The organism is Morganella sp. GD04133 (assembly GCF_029835375.1).
Lineage (GTDB): Bacteria > Pseudomonadota > Gammaproteobacteria > Enterobacterales > Enterobacteriaceae > Morganella > Morganella morganii_B.
The window spans coordinates 62,298-80,478 of the sequence record NZ_JAODZS010000019.1 but is presented as its reverse complement, the minus strand read 5'-3'; the positions used below and the strand labels follow the sequence as shown (position 1 = coordinate 80,478).

General features: G+C 53.1%; 16 protein-coding genes. 14 read left to right on the top strand and 2 right to left on the bottom strand.

The genetic code is table 11. The features are described 5' to 3' along the window. Positions 1-2: 2 nt before the first annotated feature. Together gppA and rhlB are read right to left on the bottom strand one after the other, a co-directional pair. Positions 3-1,511 (bottom strand): guanosine-5'-triphosphate,3'-diphosphate diphosphatase, encoded by a 1,509-nt coding sequence (gene gppA / locus N7387_RS11160; RefSeq protein ID WP_279798954.1) that lies wholly within the window; start codon positions 1,509-1,511, stop codon positions 3-5. An 8-nt stretch (positions 1,512-1,519) separates the two neighbouring features. Next, a complete protein-coding gene (gene rhlB, locus N7387_RS11155) occupies positions 1,520-2,815 on the bottom strand; it encodes an ATP-dependent RNA helicase RhlB (protein WP_279798953.1) in 1,296 nt (431 codons plus the stop codon). A gap of 119 nt (positions 2,816-2,934) precedes the next feature. Here rhlB and trxA point away from each other — a divergent pair, with 119 nt between their 5' ends. The 14 genes from trxA to wecG all read left to right on the top strand — a co-directional run bounded on the left by trxA (position 2,935) and on the right by wecG (position 18,093). Beyond that, a complete protein-coding gene (gene trxA / locus N7387_RS11150) occupies positions 2,935-3,261 on the top strand; it encodes a thioredoxin TrxA (RefSeq protein ID WP_279798950.1) in 327 nt (108 codons plus the stop codon). 472 nt (positions 3,262-3,733) lie between these two features. Further along, positions 3,734-4,993, top strand: coding sequence for a transcription termination factor Rho (gene rho, locus N7387_RS11145; protein WP_004234397.1), 1,260 nt, complete (start codon positions 3,734-3,736; stop codon positions 4,991-4,993). Positions 4,994-5,178: 185 nt separating this feature from the next. After that, on the top strand, positions 5,179-6,267 hold the full coding sequence (wecA, locus tag N7387_RS11140) for a UDP-N-acetylglucosamine--undecaprenyl-phosphate N-acetylglucosaminephosphotransferase (protein WP_279798947.1): 1,089 nt from the start codon (positions 5,179-5,181) through the stop codon (positions 6,265-6,267). Positions 6,268-6,295: 28 nt separating this feature from the next. Next, entirely contained in the window at positions 6,296-7,351 is a 1,056-nt protein-coding gene (wzzE, locus tag N7387_RS11135; RefSeq protein WP_262860437.1) for an ECA polysaccharide chain length modulation protein, read from the top strand. Between the two features lie 108 nt (positions 7,352-7,459). Then, a complete protein-coding gene (gene wecB / locus N7387_RS11130) occupies positions 7,460-8,590 on the top strand; it encodes a UDP-N-acetylglucosamine 2-epimerase (non-hydrolyzing) (protein ID WP_262860436.1) in 1,131 nt (376 codons plus the stop codon). Continuing rightward, complete coding sequence (gene wecC / locus N7387_RS11125) at positions 8,587-9,849, top strand: UDP-N-acetyl-D-mannosamine dehydrogenase (RefSeq protein WP_072872224.1); 1,263 nt, start codon at positions 8,587-8,589, stop codon at positions 9,847-9,849. The genes wecB and wecC overlap by 4 nt, the downstream gene beginning before the upstream one ends. Then, positions 9,840-10,919 carry a dTDP-glucose 4,6-dehydratase gene (gene rffG / locus N7387_RS11120; protein WP_262883214.1) on the top strand — a complete coding sequence of 360 codons (1,080 nt, stop codon included), beginning with the start codon at positions 9,840-9,842 and terminating at the stop codon, positions 10,917-10,919. Before wecC ends, rffG begins: the two co-directional genes overlap by 10 nt. 9 nt (positions 10,920-10,928) lie before the next feature. Continuing rightward, positions 10,929-11,810, top strand: coding sequence for a glucose-1-phosphate thymidylyltransferase RfbA (gene rfbA, locus N7387_RS11115; RefSeq protein WP_273746639.1), 882 nt, complete (start codon positions 10,929-10,931; stop codon positions 11,808-11,810). Further along, the gene (gene rffC, locus N7387_RS11110; RefSeq protein WP_279798940.1) at positions 11,788-12,513 is read left to right on the top strand and encodes a dTDP-4-amino-4,6-dideoxy-D-galactose acyltransferase; all 726 of its coding nucleotides are present in this window, start codon (positions 11,788-11,790) and stop codon (positions 12,511-12,513) included. Before rfbA ends, rffC begins: the two co-directional genes overlap by 23 nt. Beyond that, positions 12,500-13,630, top strand: a complete 1,131-nt coding sequence (gene rffA / locus N7387_RS11105) for a dTDP-4-amino-4,6-dideoxygalactose transaminase (RefSeq protein ID WP_279798939.1) — start codon at positions 12,500-12,502, stop codon at positions 13,628-13,630. Before rffC ends, rffA begins: the two co-directional genes overlap by 14 nt. A gap of 1 nt (position 13,631) precedes the next feature. Beyond that, positions 13,632-14,885: a lipid III flippase WzxE gene (gene wzxE, locus N7387_RS11100; protein WP_279798938.1), complete on the top strand. Its 1,254-nt coding sequence runs from the start codon at positions 13,632-13,634 to the stop codon at positions 14,883-14,885. Next, positions 14,882-15,970 (top strand): TDP-N-acetylfucosamine:lipid II N-acetylfucosaminyltransferase, encoded by a 1,089-nt coding sequence (locus N7387_RS11095; protein WP_279798937.1) that lies wholly within the window; start codon positions 14,882-14,884, stop codon positions 15,968-15,970. Before wzxE ends, N7387_RS11095 begins: the two co-directional genes overlap by 4 nt. Continuing rightward, a complete protein-coding gene (wzyE, locus tag N7387_RS11090; protein WP_279798935.1) occupies positions 15,967-17,322 on the top strand; it encodes an ECA oligosaccharide polymerase in 1,356 nt (451 codons plus the stop codon). The genes N7387_RS11095 and wzyE overlap by 4 nt, the downstream gene beginning before the upstream one ends. Before the next feature lie 9 nt (positions 17,323-17,331). Continuing rightward, a complete protein-coding gene (wecG, locus tag N7387_RS11085) occupies positions 17,332-18,093 on the top strand; it encodes a lipopolysaccharide N-acetylmannosaminouronosyltransferase (RefSeq protein WP_279798934.1) in 762 nt (253 codons plus the stop codon). Positions 18,094-18,181 lie beyond the last annotated feature (88 nt).

The window sequence follows — 18,181 nt, the reverse complement described above, 5'->3', positions numbered from 1 at the left end:
TGTCAGCCGAGGGTGGATGGCTTCTGTTCTTCCAGCATCAGTGACCACTGCACATAACTCTGCCACTGAATTTCCTGCTGTAATGCTTCCGCGCGCAGCGGATGCAATTGCTGCCAGCCGACCGGCAGTGTGATAATCAGCCCTTCCGCAGACGCCCGGATGCGCAGTGACGGCAGTGTGTCATCACGGCGGCGGCTGGCAAAAATAATCGCCAGACGCAGCAGACGGCACAAACAGCCCGCTTCACGCGGCGTCAGTGCATTTTGCTGATTGAGAGAATGGATATCTAACGGGCCGCTCTGATTACGCAGCAGCACCGCTAACAGGCGGCGCTGTGCCGGTGTGAAACCGGGTAAATCCAGATTACTGACCAGATAACCGGCATGTTCAGGGCCTTTGCGGAAATCAACACTCAGCCCGATTTCATGGATCAGCGAGGCGCTGCTGAGCAGTTCACGACAGCGGATATCCAGCTGCCAGGCAGTTGCCACCTGCTGAAAAAAGTGATCCGCCAACTGGCGGACCCGTTTGCCCTGGTCGGCATCGATCTGAAAACGCTTCTGAATATTTTTCAGTGTCCGGGTGCGGATGTCCTGCTCTACCGGCAATTCCAGCATGCCGTAGACCAGCCCTTCACGCAGTGCTCCCCCGGCGAGTGTCATGCTGTCAATACTGAGCGTTTCAAAAATCGCGATAAGAATGGCCAGCCCGCTCGGGAACACCAGTGCCCGTTCCAGCGTCAGCCCTTCAATTTCCAGCTCTTCCAGTTTGCCGCACTCAATCGCTTTGCGTTTGAGCTGCTGCAGTTTCGGCAGGGTGATTTGTTCATCCATGCCCTGAGCAATCATAATTTCCTGAAGTGCCTGAACGGTGCCGGATGCGCCGACACACACCTGCCAGCCCTGCGCCAGAAGTGCCGGGGCGACAGGAGCGATAATATCGCGGGCAGCCTGTTCGGCACCGGCGAAATTTTCTGTGGTCAGGGAGCGATCGGTAAAATAGCGCTCCAGCCAGGTGACGCAGCCCATTTCCAGGCTGAACAGTTCCGTGGTTTTGGTACCGCTGCCGGTCACCAGTTCGGTACTGCCGCCGCCGATATCGACCACCAGACGTTTATCCGACCCGCCGGTGGTGTGGGCAACGCCCTGATAAATCAGACGTGCTTCTTCCTCACCCCGGATAACGGTGACCGGATGACCGAGGATCTCCGCCGCTGTTTCCAGAAATTCACCGGCATTTTTAGCCAGGCGCAGGGTCGCTGTTGCCACCACGCGGATTTGGGAATCCGGGATATCCTGCAGGTGTTCGGAAAACAGGCGCAGACACTGCCAGCCGCGGGCCATCGCTGCCGGAGACAGGATATTCTCTTTATCCAGCCCGGCTGCCAGACGAACCTTGCGTTTTATCCGTGACAGTACCTGAATACTGCCCGCGATCTCCCGTACCACCAGCATATGAAAGCTGTTGGAACCCAGATCGATGGCAGCATAAAGCGAAGACGATCTCAGCATGGCGGCCTTCAGCGTTTGGTGCGGTTATTGTTATGACGCGGCCCGTTGCTGTTGCGGCGCGGCATATTGCGGCGGTTCTGACCACCTCCGGTGCGCGGCGGACGGCGGCGGCGCTTCGGTACCGGCAGATCAGTCAGCAGCGCATCGCTGTTGTATTTACTGACCGGAATCGGATGACCGGTATATTCTTCAATCGCAGGCAGGTTCAGTGCGTACTCTTCACAGGCCAGGCTGATGGAGTGACCACTTTCCCCGGCACGTCCGGTACGGCCGATACGGTGAACATAATCTTCACAGTCATCCGGCAGATCATAGTTAAAGACGTGAGTCACTGACGGGATATGCAGACCACGGGCCGCAACATCCGTTGCCACCAGAATATCCAGATTACCGTGAGTGAAATCCTCGAGAATACGCAGACGTTTTTTCTGCGCCACATCGCCGGTCAGCAGGCCGACACGGTGGCCGTCAGCCGCCAGGTGTGCCCAGATATCTTCACAGCGGTGCTTGGTATTGGCGAAAATAATGCAGCGATCCGGCCACTCTTCTTCCAGCAGTGTCTGGAGCAGACGCATTTTTTCTTCATTGGACGGATAGAATAACTCTTCTTTGATCCGGTGACCGGTACGCTGTTCCGGTTCAATTTCAATGTATTCCGGGTTGTTCATCTGCTCAAATGCCAGCTCACGGACACGGTAGGAGAGTGTCGCGGAGAACAGCAGGTTCATACGCTCGGCACATGGCGGCATATGGCGGAACAGCCAGCGGATATCTTTGATAAAGCCGAGATCGTACATACGGTCAGCTTCATCGAGAACCACAACCTGAATGGCGCTCAGGTCGATACGGCCCTGTTTGGCGAAGTCGATTAAGCGCCCGGTGGTGCCGATAATCACATCGACGCCGTCATCCAGCACTTTGATTTGTTTGTCGTAGCCGTCACCGCCGTAAGCCAGGCCGGTTTTCAGCCCGGTAAGCTGAGACAGTGGTTCGGCGTCAGAATGGATCTGTACCGCGAGTTCGCGGGTCGGGGCCATAATCAGCGCACGTGGCTGATTGATTTTGCGGCCTTCCGGTGCCGGATGGGTAAGTAAATGATGAAACGTTGACGTCAGAAATGCCAGCGTCTTTCCTGTTCCTGTTTGTGCCTGTCCTGCAACATCCCGGCCGTTGATCGTCAGGGGAAGTGTCAGCGCCTGAATAGGCGTGCAGTTATAAAAGCCCTTAGAATCAAGCGCTTCTACCACTTTAGTATGCAAGGCGAAGTCAGAAAACTTCTTGTCTGTTAAATGTGTTTTGCTCATATTTAGGTAGAATATCAGTTTAATGTTGCGTTACGGAAGTCTATTCGCTGAAATAGGTAAATCCTATCATTAAATAATGGTAGACTAATCGGGTATCGTACAAATTTTGGAGTGGAACAATGAGCGATAAAATTATTCACCTGACTGATTCCGTTTTCGAACAAAGCGTATTAAAAGCAAACGGCCCTGTGCTCGTTGATTTTTGGGCAGACTGGTGTGGCCCGTGTAAAATGATTGCCCCTATTCTAGACGAAATCGCCGACGAATATGCAGGGAAAATCACTATCGCAAAACTGAACATTGATGATAACCCGCAGACAGCGCCAAAATACGGCATCCGCGGCATCCCGACATTACTGCTGTTCAAGGACGGCATGGTGAAGGCAACGCAGGTTGGTGCGGTATCCAAAACCCAGCTGAAAACCTTTATCGATAACAATATCTGATAGCCGGTTTCAGCATTTGTCGTTAAGATGTCCTGCGGGAACGTGAATTAATCCTTGTTCACCCGCTGGACGTCTTCTCTGAAGCATGATAAGTTAGCGCCAGCTGATCAGGTATCGCTGAAGCTCCTCAGACAGCATAGCATACTGACAACTCTGTAGTGTCTGAAAGTCTGTTATCTCCGGATACATCAAGGTATCCGATATCCCGGTCCCGGTGTCCGGTTATCCCTCGGAGATAAATCTAATTTGCGGGAATGTCACCCAATTTGTTCTCCCAAATAGGATGTGCATCACATCTTGCCCTGTGCCGGGTGTTCACAGTCAGCCTTGCAGACGATTACCTGGAAATGCAAAAATATTCGTATTAACAGTGAAAATCGGTTTTGTAAAAAATTAACCTGGTAGCGATAACGTTACCGTATTATTCACGTTCATAATTCGAGATACACCCCGAGTCAAAGAACCCACCATTATGAATCTTACCGAATTAAAGAATACGCCGGTATCAGAACTGATTACTCTCGGCGAAAATATGGGGCTGGAAAACCTGGCCCGTATGAGAAAACAGGACATCATCTTCTCTATCCTCAAGCAGCACGCGAAGAGCGGCGAGGATATTTTCGGTGACGGTGTGCTGGAAATATTGCAGGACGGCTTTGGTTTCCTCCGTTCTGCTGACAGTTCATACCTCGCAGGCCCTGATGATATCTACGTTTCTCCCAGCCAAATCCGCCGTTTTAACCTCCGTACCGGTGACACCATTTCAGGTAAAATCCGCCCGCCGAAAGAAGGCGAACGTTATTTTGCCCTGCTGAAAGTTAACGAAGTCAACTTCGACAAACCTGAAAACGCCCGCAGTAAAATCCTGTTTGAAAACTTAACACCGCTGCACGCAAACCGCCGTCTGCGTATGGAGCGTGGTAATGGTTCAACAGAAGATTTAACCGCCCGTGTGCTTGACCTCGCCGCTCCTATCGGCCGTGGTCAGCGTGGTCTGATTGTGGCACCGCCGAAAGCCGGTAAAACCATGCTGCTGCAGAATATCGCGGCTAATATCGCACATAACTACCCTGACTGTGTGCTGATGGTTCTGCTGATCGACGAACGTCCGGAAGAAGTGACCGAGATGCAGCGTCTGGTTAAAGGTGAAGTTATCGCGTCCACCTTTGATGAACCGGCAGCGCGTCACGTTCAGGTCGCGGAAATGGTTATCGAGAAAGCCAAACGTCTGGTTGAGCATAAAAAAGATGTCATCATCCTGCTCGACTCCATTACCCGTCTGGCCCGTGCCTACAACACCGTCGTTCCTTCCTCCGGTAAAGTACTGACCGGTGGTGTGGATGCCAACGCCCTGCATCGTCCTAAGCGTTTCTTCGGTGCCGCGCGTAACGTGGAAGAGGGCGGAAGTCTGACTATCATCGCGACCGCACTGGTTGATACCGGGTCGAAGATGGATGAAGTTATCTACGAAGAATTTAAAGGTACAGGTAATATGGAATTACACCTGTCCCGTAAGATCGCAGAAAAACGTGTCTTCCCGGCGATTGATTACAACCGCTCCGGTACACGTAAAGAAGAGCTGCTGACCACTCAGGATGAACTGCAGAAAATGTGGATCCTGCGCAAAATTATCCATCCGATGGGTGAGATTGATGCGATGGAGTTCCTGATTAACAAACTCGCGATGACGAAGACCAACGAAGAGTTCTTCGACTTCATGAAACGCTCGTAGCTTTTCGACGACACTTTATAACTAACGCCGCATGTATTGTGGCGTTTTTTTTTACCGGTTATGCACGGAGCGCCCGTTTTACAGGGCATGGTATGTTTCTTGCATGTATTATTTGCCTGGTAATGGCAGGTTCTGCACGGTGATGTCGGCCGGCAGGGATAATAAAAATATCTGAAAGGGTTGTTGTGAATCTCACTATGTTAACTGAACTCCTAATCATATTTGTGTTCGCCACCGCGACGGTCTTTGCAGCCCGTAAGGCTGGCGTCGCTGTCGGTTTGGTGGATAAACCCAATTACCGCAAAAAGCATCAGGGACTGGTCCCGTTAGTCGGCGGAATTTCTATTTTTATCAGTGTCTGCTTTGCTTTCCTCATCAGTGATGAGTTTATTGCGCATAAATTTATATATCTCGGGTGCGCCGGTGCATTGGTGCTGGTCGGGGCGCTCGATGACCGGTTTGACCTCAGTGTGAAACTGCGGGCCGGTGTTCAGGCGGTGGTTGCTATCATTATGATGGTGTTTGCCAACCTGAAAATTGACAGCCTGGGTCATGCATTCGGGCCGTGGGAGCTGACTCTCGGGCCGTTCAGCTATGTGCTGACACTGTTTGCGGTATGGGGCGCGGTGAATGCGTTCAATATGGTGGATGGTATCGACGGTCTGCTCGGCGGGCTTTCCTGTGTCTCTTTCGGCGCGCTGGGGATCCTGTTTGCCCTGAGCGGCAACAGCGGTCTGGCATTCTGGTGCTTTACCTTTATCGCTGCCATTCTGCCGTATATCTGCTTTAACCTCGGGCTGTTCGGCCGCCGTTTTAAAGTCTTTATGGGGGATGCGGGCAGTACGCTGATTGGGTTCACTATTATCTGGCTGCTGACATCGGCCTCACAGGGCGGGGAGCCGCATGCGATTAATGCCGTGACCGCACTGTGGGTGATCGCTATTCCGCTGATGGATATGGTGGCGATTATGTACCGCCGTCTGCGTAAAGGGATGAGCCCGTTTTCACCGGATCGCCAGCATATTCATCATCTGATTATGCGTTCCGGGTTTACGTCCCGCGAATCCTTTGTGGTGATAACCCTTGCTGCAGCCGTATTAGCGGCTATCGGTATTACCGGACAGATACTCAGCTTTGTCCCTGAATGGGTAATGCTGGCACTGTTCTTGCTTGCTTTTATTATGTACGGCTACTGCATAAAACGCGCCTGGAAAGTGGCTCGTTTTATCAAACGCCACAGACGCCGTATGCGTCGTAAATCGGTCACACACTAAATTTTTAACCACAGAGGCACATGTTGATATGCGTTCAGAAAATACTCCGGACCCGCAACAAACGCAGTATGACCAGGAATTAGATATCCGTGCGTTATTTATGTCGTTATGGCGCGGAAAATTATGGATTGCCGGGACGGCGGTTGTGTTTGCGCTGGTTGCATTAGGTGCCAGTTATTTTATGCAGCAGAAGTGGAATTCCACGGCGATCACTGACTATCCGACCGTTAATAATTTAGGCGGATATTATTCCCAGCAGCAATTTATGCGCAATCTGGACACGCATCTGAATGCCGCGCAGGAATCTTCCGCACTGCTGCCTATCCCGAATGAGGCTTACCAGGAGTTTATTACCCAGGCGGCCTCTTACGATACCCGCCGTGACTTCTGGTTACAGACGGATTACTACAAATCCCGTATGGAAAATGATGCCAAAGCGGATGCGGCACTGCTGGACGAAATGATCAACAACATCACGCTGACCCCGCGTGATGACACGAAAAAACTGGTGAATGACACGCTGACGCTGACAGCGGAATCGGCAGCTGATTCGGCGAAACTGCTGAGTCAGTATGTGGATTTCGCCAATGCGCGGGCGGCTCAGAATCTTAACGATGAGCTGAAAGGTGCCTGGGCGACCCGTACCCAGTCACTGAAAGCACTGGTCAAACGCCAGAAGATGGTGGCGGAATCGCTGTATCAGCGTGAAACCGGACAGCTGAAAAATGCTATCGCTGCCGCACAGAAACAAGGGATCAGCCGCAGCCGGACAGATATACCTGCTGACGAACTGCCATCCTCCCAGCTGTTTTTATTAGGCACACCGATGCTGCAGGCGCGCCTGGAGACACTGGAAGCCGCCGGGCCGGAGTTTGACAAAGACTACGAGCAGAACATTGCCATGCTGTCAACGCTGAATGTCGGCCCGGCGCTGGAAGATAACTTCCGTGCCTACCGCTATCTGCGAACCCCGGACGAGCCGGTAAAACGTGACAGCCCGCGCCGTGCTTTCATGATGATTATGTGGGGCTTTATTGGTGCACTGACCGGTGCCGGTGTGGCACTGGTTCGCCGCCGTCCGTAACGGCAGCGGCAGAACAACCGGCCGGGGCACTGTTCCCGGCCTGTTTTAAGGCGGGAAACCGTCACCGGCCGGAAAGCCGGATATCATATAAAATAAAAGAGACTCTCAGTGAAAGTATTGACTGTATTTGGTACCCGCCCGGAAGCCATCAAAATGGCGCCGCTGGTACATGCGCTGGCAGCGGATCAGGCTTTTGAGGCAAAAGTCTGTGTGACCGCGCAGCATCGTGAAATGCTGGATCAGGTATTACACCTTTTTGAGATCACACCGGATTATGATCTCAATATTATGCGCCCGGGGCAGGATTTAACAGATATTACCTGTCGTATTCTTGAGGGGTTAAAGCCGGTTCTGGCCGACTTTAAACCGGATGTCGTTCTGGTTCACGGCGATACCGCAACCACCATGGCAACCAGCCTGGCGGCGTTTTACCAGCGGATCCCGGTGGGGCATGTGGAAGCGGGTCTGCGCACCGGCAATCTGTATTCACCGTGGCCGGAAGAAGCCAACCGCAAAATTGCCGGACACCTGGCAATGTACCATTTCGCGCCGACACAAAATTCACGCGAAAACCTGCTGCATGAAGGTATCCGCGACAACCATATTTTCGTCACCGGCAATACGGTGATCGATGCCCTGCTTGCTGTCCGCGACCGCATCATGCAGGACAAAGCCCTGCTGGCACAACTGGATGAACAGTATCCGTTTATCGACAGCAGCAAAAAAATGATTCTGGTTACCGGTCACCGCCGTGAGAGTTTCGGCGGCGGGTTTGAGCGGATTTGTCACGCGCTGGCGGAAATTGCCACGACCCATCCGGAAGTCCAGATTGTCTACCCGGTTCACCTCAACCCGAATGTCAGTGAGCCGGTAAAACGGATCCTGCATGATATCAGCAACATTGTGCTGATCAGTCCGCAGGATTACCTTCCTTTTGTCTACCTTATGAACCATGCTTATATGATCCTGACCGACTCCGGCGGCATTCAGGAAGAAGCACCGTCATTAGGTAAACCGGTTCTGGTGATGCGTGATACCACCGAACGTCCGGAGGCGGTTGACGCCGGGACTGTTCGTCTGGTCGGCACCGAAACCGGCACTATCGTTCGTGAAGTAACGCGATTGCTGACCGATCCGGCGGCTTATCATGAGATGAGCCGTTCACATAACCCTTATGGGGACGGAAAAGCGTGCCAGCGTATTCTTGAAGCATTGAAAAACAATCAGGTGACATTATGAGTTTTGAAACTATTTCTGTTGTCGGTCTGGGTTATATCGGTTTACCAACAGCGGCAGCATTTGCCTCCCGTCAGAAGAATGTGGTTGGTGTGGATGTGAACCAGCATGCGGTTGATACCATTAACCGTGGTGAAATTCATATTGTGGAGCCGGACCTGGGTGCGGTTGTGAAAACAGCGGTGGAAGGCGGTTTCCTGAAAGCGTTCACCAAACCACAGCCTGCTGATGCGTTCCTGATTGCGGTACCGACACCGTTTAAAGGTGATCACGAGCCGGATCTGGCTTTTGTGCAGTCTGCGGCGGAATCTATCGCCCCGGTACTGAAAAAAGGTGACCTGATTATTCTCGAATCCACCTCGCCGGTCGGTGCGACTGAGCAGATGGCAGAGTGGCTGGCAGCAGCACGTCCTGATCTGACCTTCCCGCAGCAGGCGGGTGAAGAATCGGATATCGATATCGCCTATTGTCCCGAACGCGTACTGCCGGGCCAGGTGATGGTTGAACTGATTAAAAACGACCGTGTGGTCGGCGGGATGACACCAAAATCCTCAAAACGCGCCAGTGAACTCTATAACATCTTCCTGGAAGGTGAGTGTGTCATCACTAACGCACGTACCGCGGAGATGTGCAAACTGACCGAAAACAGCTTCCGCGATGTGAACATTGCGTTTGCGAATGAATTATCACTGATTTGTGCTGACCAGGGCATCAATGTCTGGGAACTGATCAGCCTGGCAAACCGCCATCCGCGTGTGAATATTTTACAGCCGGGTCCGGGTGTCGGTGGTCACTGTATCGCGGTTGACCCGTGGTTTATCGTGGCGCAGAACCCGAAACAGGCCCGTCTGATCCACACTGCCCGTCTGGTCAACGACGGCAAACCACTGTGGGTGATTGATCAGGTAAAACAAGCGGTTGCTGATTGCCTGACAGAAACCGGCAAACGTGCCAATGAAGTGACTATTGCCTGCTTTGGCCTGGCATTCAAACCAAACATCGACGATCTGCGTGAAAGCCCGGCGGTTCAGGTGACCAAAATGGTGGCTGAGTGGCATGCAGGGAAAACGCTGGCGGTCGAGCCGAACGTTCATGAACTGCCGAATAAACTGAAAGGTCTGGCTGAGCTGGTCTCCATCGAAAAAGCGATTACTGATGCGGATATCATTCTGCTGCTGGTGGATCACACCCCGTTCAAAGGCATCCCGGGCAGCCAGATCCCGCAGAAATGGATTATCGACACCAAAGGAGTATGGCGTTGAAACGTATTTTAGTGACAGGCGGAGCCGGTTTTATCGGCTCTGCGGTTGTTCGTCATATCATCAGTGACACTGCTGACAGTGTGGTGGTGGTGGATAAACTGACCTATGCCGGTAACCTCGAATCACTGGCACCGGTAGCGGATGACCCGCGCTATGCCTTTGAACAGGTCGATATCTGTGACCGCGCGGCGCTTGACCGCGTGTTTGCACAGTATCAGCCGGATGCTGTGATGCATCTGGCGGCGGAAAGTCATGTGGATCGCTCTATCGACGGCCCGGCGGCGTTTATCGAAACCAACATTGTGGGCACTTACACACTGCTGGAAGCGGCACGCCATTACTGGACGGCTCTGGATGCGGAGAAAAAATCCGCATTCCGTTTCCACCATATCTCCACTGATGAAGTTTACGGCGACCTGGAAGGGCCTGACGGCTTCTTCACGGAAACCACACCGTATGCACCGAGCAGCCCGTATTCTGCCTCCAAAGCCTCCAGTGACCATCTGGTACGCGCCTGGCAGCGGACGTACGGCTTCCCGTCGGTGATCACTAACTGTTCAAATAACTACGGTCCGTACCACTTCCCGGAAAAACTGATCCCGCTGGTGATCCTCAATGCGATTTCCGGCAAACCGCTGCCGGTGTACGGCAAAGGTGAGCAGATCCGTGACTGGCTGTTTGTGGATGACCACGCCCGTGCGTTGTATACCGTGGTAACGCAGGCAAATATTGGCGAAACCTACAATATCGGTGGTCATAACGAGCGCAAAAATATTCAGGTGGTGGAAACTATCTGTGAGCTGCTGGAAGAACTGCATCCGCAGAAACCGGCGGGTGTCGCGCAATACCGCGACCTTATCACCTATGTGACAGACCGTCCGGGGCATGATCTGCGTTATGCGATTGATGCTGACAAAATTGAGCGTGACCTGGGCTGGCGTCCGCAGGAAACCTTTGAATCCGGTATCCGCAAAACGGTGGAATGGTATCTGAATAATGAAACCTGGTGGCGCCGGGTGCAGGACGGCTCGTATGCCGGACAGCGTCTGGGACTGGGTCAGGATAAGTAAGAGGCTGGTATGAAAGGAATTATTCTGGCGGGCGGCTCCGGAACACGGTTGCACCCGATTACCCGCGGGGTGTCAAAACAGCTGCTGCCGATTTACGACAAACCGATGATCTACTATCCGCTGTCCGTGCTGATGCTGGCCGGGATCCGCGAAGTCCTGATCATCTCAACGCCGGAAGATTTACCGTCATTCCGCCGTCTGCTGGGTAACGGTGATCAGTTTGGTATCTCTCTGAGCTATGCCGAACAGCCGTCACCGGATGGCCTGGCACAGGCCTTTATCATCGGTGAGGAATTTATCGGTGATGACAGTTGCAGTCTGGTGCTGGGCGATAATATTTTCTTCGGTCACGCGTTCAGTCCGAAACTGAAAAGCGTGGCGGCCCGGACACACGGTGCAACGGTATTCGGCTATCAGGTGATGGACCCGGAACGTTTCGGTGTGGTGGAATTTGATGATGAATTCCGCGCACTGTCGATTGAGGAAAAACCGGTTCATCCGAAATCCAACTGGGCAGTTACCGGATTGTATTTCTATGATAATCAGGTGGTTGATATCGCCAAACAGGTGAAGCCGTCTGAGCGCGGCGAACTGGAAATCACCAGTATCAACCAGATGTATCTGGAGCGCGGTGAACTGAATGTTGAGCTGCTCGGCCGTGGTTTTGCCTGGCTGGACACCGGAACTCATGACAGCCTGATTGAAGCCAGCACCTTTGTGCAGACCGTTGAAAAACGTCAGGGCTTTAAAATTGCCTGTCTGGAAGAGATTGCCTGGCGCAACGGCTGGCTGAATGACGAACAGGTGGCAGAATCCGCCCGTCAGCTGGCGAAGACCGGTTATGGTCAGTATCTGAAGAATTTACTCCATGTCCGTCCGCGCCAGTATTGAGCATCTCGTCTGGGAAAGTGACTTTTTTGCCCTGAAAACGGCAAAACTGGCATTTTCCCCGGATGCAGCACCCTTGTCTGAGGCAGATTTTGTGCCGTATGACCTGGTGCAGGCCAAAATCAGTGCCGGGGATAACGCGGCACTGGACGGTTTATCGGCACTCGGCTTTTCCCTCGCGGAAAGTGAGGTGGATTTTGCATTGTCACTTAAGAGTGGCACAGAAAATGCAGTGTCTGACAGTACACTCTGTTATGCGGATGAAACGGATATCCCGGTGATAAAACAGGCAGCGGCACAGGTTTTCAGTCAGAGCCGTTTCCGCGCGCCGTGGTATCAGCCGGATGACAGCGCCCGGTTTTATGCGGTGTGGGCGGAAAAAGCAGTACGCGGGACATTTGATAAAGACTGTCTGCTGATCCGCAATAAAAACAATGAGATTGCCGGGTTTGTCACTCTCCGTCAGACAGATGAACACAGCGCCCGTATCGGGCTGCTGGCGGTACTGCCGGGCAATCAGGGTCAGGGTATCGGCCTGACATTAATGTCGGCGGCGCAACAGTGGTGTGCAGAACATCACTGCCGGGTATTACGGGTTGCAACACAACTCAGTAATCTTGCGGCAATGCGCCTTTATACAAAAAGCGGTGGTGCGGTTGACAGCACTGCCTACTGGTTATACCGAGGATGCAATGATTCCATTTAATAAACCACCTGTAGTCGGCACAGAAGTTGAATATATGCAGCAGGCCATGCAAAGCGGCAAGCTGTGCGGTGACGGTTCGTTCACCAAAAAATGCGAAGAGTGGATGGAAAAACGGTTCGGCAGCGCCAAAGTTCTGCTGACCCCGTCCTGTACCGCCTCACTGGAAATGGCGGCAATCCTGCTGGATATCCGGCCGGGTGATGAAGTCATCATGCCGAGCTATACCTTTGTGTCCACTTCCAACGCTTTTGTGCTGCGCGGTGCGAAAGTGGTGTTTGTTGATATCCGTCCGGACACCATGAACATCGATGAAACCAAAATCGAAGCGGCTATCACTGATAAAACCAAAGCGATTGTGCCGGTGCATTATGCAGGCGTGGCCTGTGAAATGGATATCATCATGGCGCTGGCGAAGAAATATAACCTCTTTGTGGTGGAAGATGCCGCGCAGGGCGTGATGTCAACCTACAAAGGCCGTGCGCTGGGCTCTATCGGTCATATCGGCTGCTACAGCTTCCACGAGACCAAAAACTACTCCTCCGGCGGTGAGGGCGGTGCCACGCTGATTAACGATCCGGCGATGATTGGCCGTGCGGAAATTGTCCGTGAGAAAGGCACCAACCGCAGTGAATTCTTCCGCGGTCAGGTCGATAAATACACCTGGCGTGATATCGGCTCCAGTTACCTGATGTCTGATTTACAGGCCGCGTATCTGTGGGCCCAGCTGGAAGAAGCAGAGAAAATCAACGAACGCCGTCTGGCATTCTGGCAGATTTACTATGATGCCCTGACCCCGCTGGCGCAGGATGGCCTGCTGACCCTGCCGGTTGTTCCGGAAAATCTGGAACAGAACGCGCATATGTTCTACATCAAACTGAAAGATGTGGCAGAGCGCACCGCATTCAGCGAATACATGAAAGCCAATGACGTGCTGACCGTATTCCACTATGTGCCGCTGCACAGCTGCCCGGCGGGTATGGAGTTCGGCCGTTTTGACGGTGAGGATATCTTTACCACCCGTGAAAGCGAGCGCCTGGTACGTCTGCCGATGTTCTACAACATGACAGAAGACGAGCAGCAGCGCGTTATCCACCTGATTAAGGGCTTCTTCGCGTAGTATGTCCTTAGCCAAAGCCTCTGTCTGGACCGCCGGCTCCACCCTGATCAAAATCGGGGCGGGGCTGCTGGTCATTAAATTAATGGCGCTGACATTTGGCCCGGCCGGTATCGGTCAGGCCCTGAACTTCCGCCAGCTGATTACGGTGCTGGGAGTACTGTCAGGCGCCGGTATTTTTAACGGCGTGACCAAGTATATCGCCGAGCACCGTGATGATGCGGAAAAACGCCGCGCGGTATTAGGCACGTCCTCCACCCTGATTCTGGTGTTCTCGACACTGCTGGCGATTGTGTTTCTGCTGTTCAGCAGGCCGATCAGCATGGCACTGTTTGACGGCAATGACGCTTATCAGGATGTTGTTGCGGCGGTGGCCTTTATCCAGATGGGTATTGCTTACGCCAACTATTTTCTCGCGATTATAAAAGGATACCGGGATGCGTCCGGCAATGCGCTGGCGCTTATCTCGGGCAGTCTGATCGGTGTCACCGCGTATTATCTCTGCCAGCGCTGGTGGGGCTATGACGGCGCACTGGCCGGGCTTGCGCTGGTGCCGGCGCTGATTATTATTCCGGCGTTTGCTATGCTGCTGCGCCGCCGCCATTTCCCGCTTTCCGAGCTGAAACCGGCCTGGGATCGGGCGATTGCCTCCCATCTGGGGAAATTCACCCTGATGGCATTGATGACGGCTGTCACACTGCCGGTGGCGTATATCATGATGCGGAACCTGCTGGCCTCCCGCTACAGCTGGGAGGAAGTGGGGATATGGGGCGGCGTGACCAGTATTTCGGATGCCTACCTCCAGTTTATTACCGCGTCGTTTTCTGTCTATCTGCTGCCGACGTTATCGCGGTTACAGGCAAAAAGTGATATCCGCCGTGAGATCATCAAATCGCTGAAATTTGTGCTACCGGCGGTGGCGGCGGCCAGCTTTATGGTCTGGCTGCTGCGCGATTTTGCTATCTGGCTGTTGTTCACAGATAAGTTTACCGGCATGCGTGACCTGTTTGCCTGGCAGCTGGTCGGTGATGTCCTGAAAGTGGGCGCTTACGTTTTCGGTTATCTGGTGATTGCCAAAGCCGCACTGCGGTTTTATATCCTGACGGAAGTGACCCAGTTTGCTTTACTGACGCTGTCCGCGTACTGGCTGATTCCGGCACACGGTGCCGTCGGCGCGGCACAGGCCTATATGCTGACATATATTATCTACTTCCTTTTGTGTTGTAGCGTATTTCTGATCTATTGCAGGCGAGCATGACAACTTTAATTCACGTTTTAGGATCTGATATCCCGCATCATAACCAGACCGTGCTGCGCTTCTTCAATGATGTGTTGGCACCGCAGCTGCCGCGTGAGGAAATGCCTGAATTTATGGTTGTTTCCACCGCCGGGCAGCTTCTGGCGCAATATCCCAACCTGGAACTGGATGTCTGGCCGGATAAAAAAAGCCTGGCGAATGCCGTCACCGCGAAAGCAAAACGTGACCGGCAGTGCCGCTTTTTCTTCCACGGTCAGTTTAATGCCCTGATCTGGCTGGCATTATTGTCAGGAAAAATTAAACGTCATCAGTTTTACTGGCATATCTGGGGCGCGGATCTGTATGAGGATTCCCGTCAGCTGAAATTCAGACTGTTTTATCATCTGCGCCGCCTGGCACAGAAGCGGGTCGGCCATGTGTTCGGCACGCGCGGCGATTTAAACTATTTTGCTCAGTTCTGCCCGAAGATCCCGGCTGACCTGCTTTATTTCCCGACGCGGATGGATCCCTCTCTGACGGTTTTAACGCCGCCTGAGCCGCGTGGTGACGATAATATGATGATCCTGCTGGGTAACTCGGGTGACCGCTCAAACCGCCATAAAGAGGCGCTGACGCGCATTCATGAGCAGTTCGGCGATAAGGTGAAAATTATCATCCCGATGGGTTATCCGGAAAACAACAGTGACTATATTGCCGAAGTGGATGCTTTCGCACAGCAGTTGTTCCCTCAGCAGCAGACGGAGATCCTGAAAGACAAGATGGATTTTGATATCTATCTGAATCTGCTGAAACAATGCGACCTCGGCTACTTTATTTTTAACCGCCAGCAGGGGATCGGTACACTGTGTCTGCTGATCCAGTTCGGTATTCCGTTTGTGATAAGCCGTCAGAACCCGTTCTGGCAGGATATGACCGAGCAGCAGGTGCCGGTGTTGTTTTACGGTGATGATGTGACACCGGATGTGGTGGCGCAGGCGCGGGAGCAGCTGTTCGCGCTGGATCGTGAAAAAATTGCCTTTTTCAGCCCGAACTTTGTGCAGGGCTGGGAGCAGGCACTGGCTGCCGCGCAGGAGAAACAGGCATGAGTCAGTTTGATTTCATCGGGCTGTTTGCCGTCTGGTTTATTTCGCTGGCCTTTATTCTGCTGCTGACCTACCGGGAATTCCGCCGGGTCCGCTTCAGTTTTAATATCTTTTTCTCCATGCTCTATCTGCTGACCTTCTTTTTCGGCTTCCCGTTTACCTTTGCGCTGGTGTTCCAGTTTGATGTGCAGGTGGTGCCGCCGTCCGCGCTGTTGCAGGCGCTGCTGGCGTCAGTCAGTTTCTATGCCATTTATTATGTGGCGTATAAAACCCGGCTGCGCAGACCTGACGCGGTTTACAGCGGTACACCGCTGTTTTCCATGAACAAGACAGAAACCCGGTTTACCTGGCTGCTGCTGGCGGCGATTGCTGTCGCGACCGCCGGTATTTTCTTTATGGAAAACGGGCTGCTGCTGTTTAAACTGAAAACCTACAGTCAGATTTTCTCGAGCCAGGTCACCGGCGTGGCCTTAAAGCGCTTTTTCTACTTCTTTATCCCGGCGATGCTGGTGGTGTTCTTCCTGAAACCGACATTCCGGCGCTGGATTTTCTTCCTGATCACCACGGTGGCGTTCGGGATTATGACCTATGTGATTGTCGGCGGTACCCGCGCCAACATCATTATCGCGTTTGCGCTGTTTCTGTTTATCGGCATTGTGCGAGGCTGGATTTCGCTGTGGATGCTGGTCAGCGCCGGGGTCTTCGGCGTGGTGGGGATGTTCTGGCTGGCACTCAAACGCTACAGCCTGGATGTCAGCGGGGCAGAGGCGTTTTACACGTTCCTCTATCTGACCCGCGATACCTTCTCACCGTGGGAAAACCTCGGCCTGCTGCTGAATAACTACGACAAAATTGAGTTCCAGGGGCTGGCACCGATTATCCGTGACTTCTATGTCTTTATCCCGTCCTGGCTGTGGCCGGACCGGCCGGATACCGTACTCAATGCAGCAAACTATTTTACCTGGGAAGTGCTGAATAACCATTCCGGACTGGCGATATCACCGACCCTGATCGGCTCACTGGTAGTGATGGGCGGCTTCTGGTTTATCCCGCTCGGTGCGGTGGTGGTCGGGCTGATAATCAAATGGTTCGACTGGCTGTATGAGCTGGGTAAACGGGAGACAAACCGTTACAAAGCCGCCATTCTGCATGCATTTTGTTTCGGCGCGATATTTAACATGATTGTGCTGGCCCGCGAAGGAATGGACTCATTCGTTTCCCGCGTGGTGTTTTTCTGTCTTATTTTCGGCTTTTGTCTGGTGGTGGCGAAATTACTGTACTGGCTGTTCGAAACGGCCGGGCTTATCCGCCATTATGTGATTTCCAAGGGCAAACGCACCCGTCTTTCATCGTAAGGAATTAGCATGGAACCGTTATCTTCTGATGCCGGCAGCGCGGAAAATATCCCGCAGTATTCTATCCGTAACCACCCGATTCAGGGTTTCCGGAATCAGGCGCATTTTCTGGATTATCTGTGTAAGGACGGGCAGGTCAGAACCGGTACACTGGTGGCCATTAATGCCGAGAAAGTCATGACTGCCGAACAGGATGAGGCGCTGCACACACTGCTGAGCAACGCGGAATATCTGTATGCGGACGGGATCAGCATTGTCCGTGCTATCCGTCGCAAATACCCGCAGGCGGATGTCGCGCGGATTGCCGGGGCGGATTTGTGGGAAGGGCTGATGGAACGTGCCGGGCAGGAAAACACGCCGGTGTTTCTGGTCGGCGGCAAGCCGGAAGTGCTGGCGGAAACCGCAGCCAAACTGAAAGCACAGTGGAATGTCAATCTGGCGGGCACGCAGGATGGTTATTTTACCGCAGAACAGCGTGATGCCCTGTTTGAGCGCATCCGCGACAGCGGCGCAAAAATCGTGACGGTGGCAATGGGCTCGCCGAAACAGGAAATCCTTATGCGCGACTGCCGTAAGATCCACCCGGATGCCCTGTATATGGGCGTGGGCGGTACGTATGACGTCTTTACCGGTCATGTGAAGCGTGCGCCGAAGGTGTGGCAGAACATGGGGCTGGAGTGGCTCTACCGCCTGCTATCACAACCGACCCGTTTCCGCCGTCAGTTAAAACTGCTGAAATTTCTGGGTTATTACTACGGTAATAAATTATAATTGCCCCTGTCCGGGCGGCTTTTTGCGGGAAAATGCTCTCTTTATCAGCAAAGCGGGCAAAGACTGAGCAAACAATACATTTGTGAAA

Bases quoted from the DNA above. Each gene is read 5' to 3' on its own strand.
- rfbA (WP_273746639.1), top strand. From the start codon at position 10,929: ATGAAAGGAATTATTCTGGCGGGCGGCTCCGGAACACGGTTGCACCCG.
- wzzE (WP_262860437.1), top strand. From the start codon at position 6,296: ATGCGTTCAGAAAATACTCCGGACCCGCAACAAACGCAGTATGACCAG.
- gppA (WP_279798954.1), bottom strand. From the start codon at position 1,511: ATGCTGAGATCGTCTTCGCTTTATGCTGCCATCGATCTGGGTTCCAAC.
- rffG (WP_262883214.1), top strand. From the start codon at position 9,840: ATGGCGTTGAAACGTATTTTAGTGACAGGCGGAGCCGGTTTTATCGGC.
- rhlB (WP_279798953.1), bottom strand. From the start codon at position 2,815: ATGAGCAAAACACATTTAACAGACAAGAAGTTTTCTGACTTCGCCTTG.
- rffA (WP_279798939.1), top strand. From the start codon at position 12,500: ATGATTCCATTTAATAAACCACCTGTAGTCGGCACAGAAGTTGAATAT.
- trxA (WP_279798950.1), top strand. From the start codon at position 2,935: ATGAGCGATAAAATTATTCACCTGACTGATTCCGTTTTCGAACAAAGC.
- wzxE (WP_279798938.1), top strand. From the start codon at position 13,632: ATGTCCTTAGCCAAAGCCTCTGTCTGGACCGCCGGCTCCACCCTGATC.
- N7387_RS11095 (WP_279798937.1), top strand. From the start codon at position 14,882: ATGACAACTTTAATTCACGTTTTAGGATCTGATATCCCGCATCATAAC.
- wecG (WP_279798934.1), top strand. From the start codon at position 17,332: ATGGAACCGTTATCTTCTGATGCCGGCAGCGCGGAAAATATCCCGCAG.
- rffC (WP_279798940.1), top strand. From the start codon at position 11,788: ATGTCCGTCCGCGCCAGTATTGAGCATCTCGTCTGGGAAAGTGACTTT.
- wecC (WP_072872224.1), top strand. From the start codon at position 8,587: ATGAGTTTTGAAACTATTTCTGTTGTCGGTCTGGGTTATATCGGTTTA.
- wzyE (WP_279798935.1), top strand. From the start codon at position 15,967: ATGAGTCAGTTTGATTTCATCGGGCTGTTTGCCGTCTGGTTTATTTCG.
- rho (WP_004234397.1), top strand. From the start codon at position 3,734: ATGAATCTTACCGAATTAAAGAATACGCCGGTATCAGAACTGATTACT.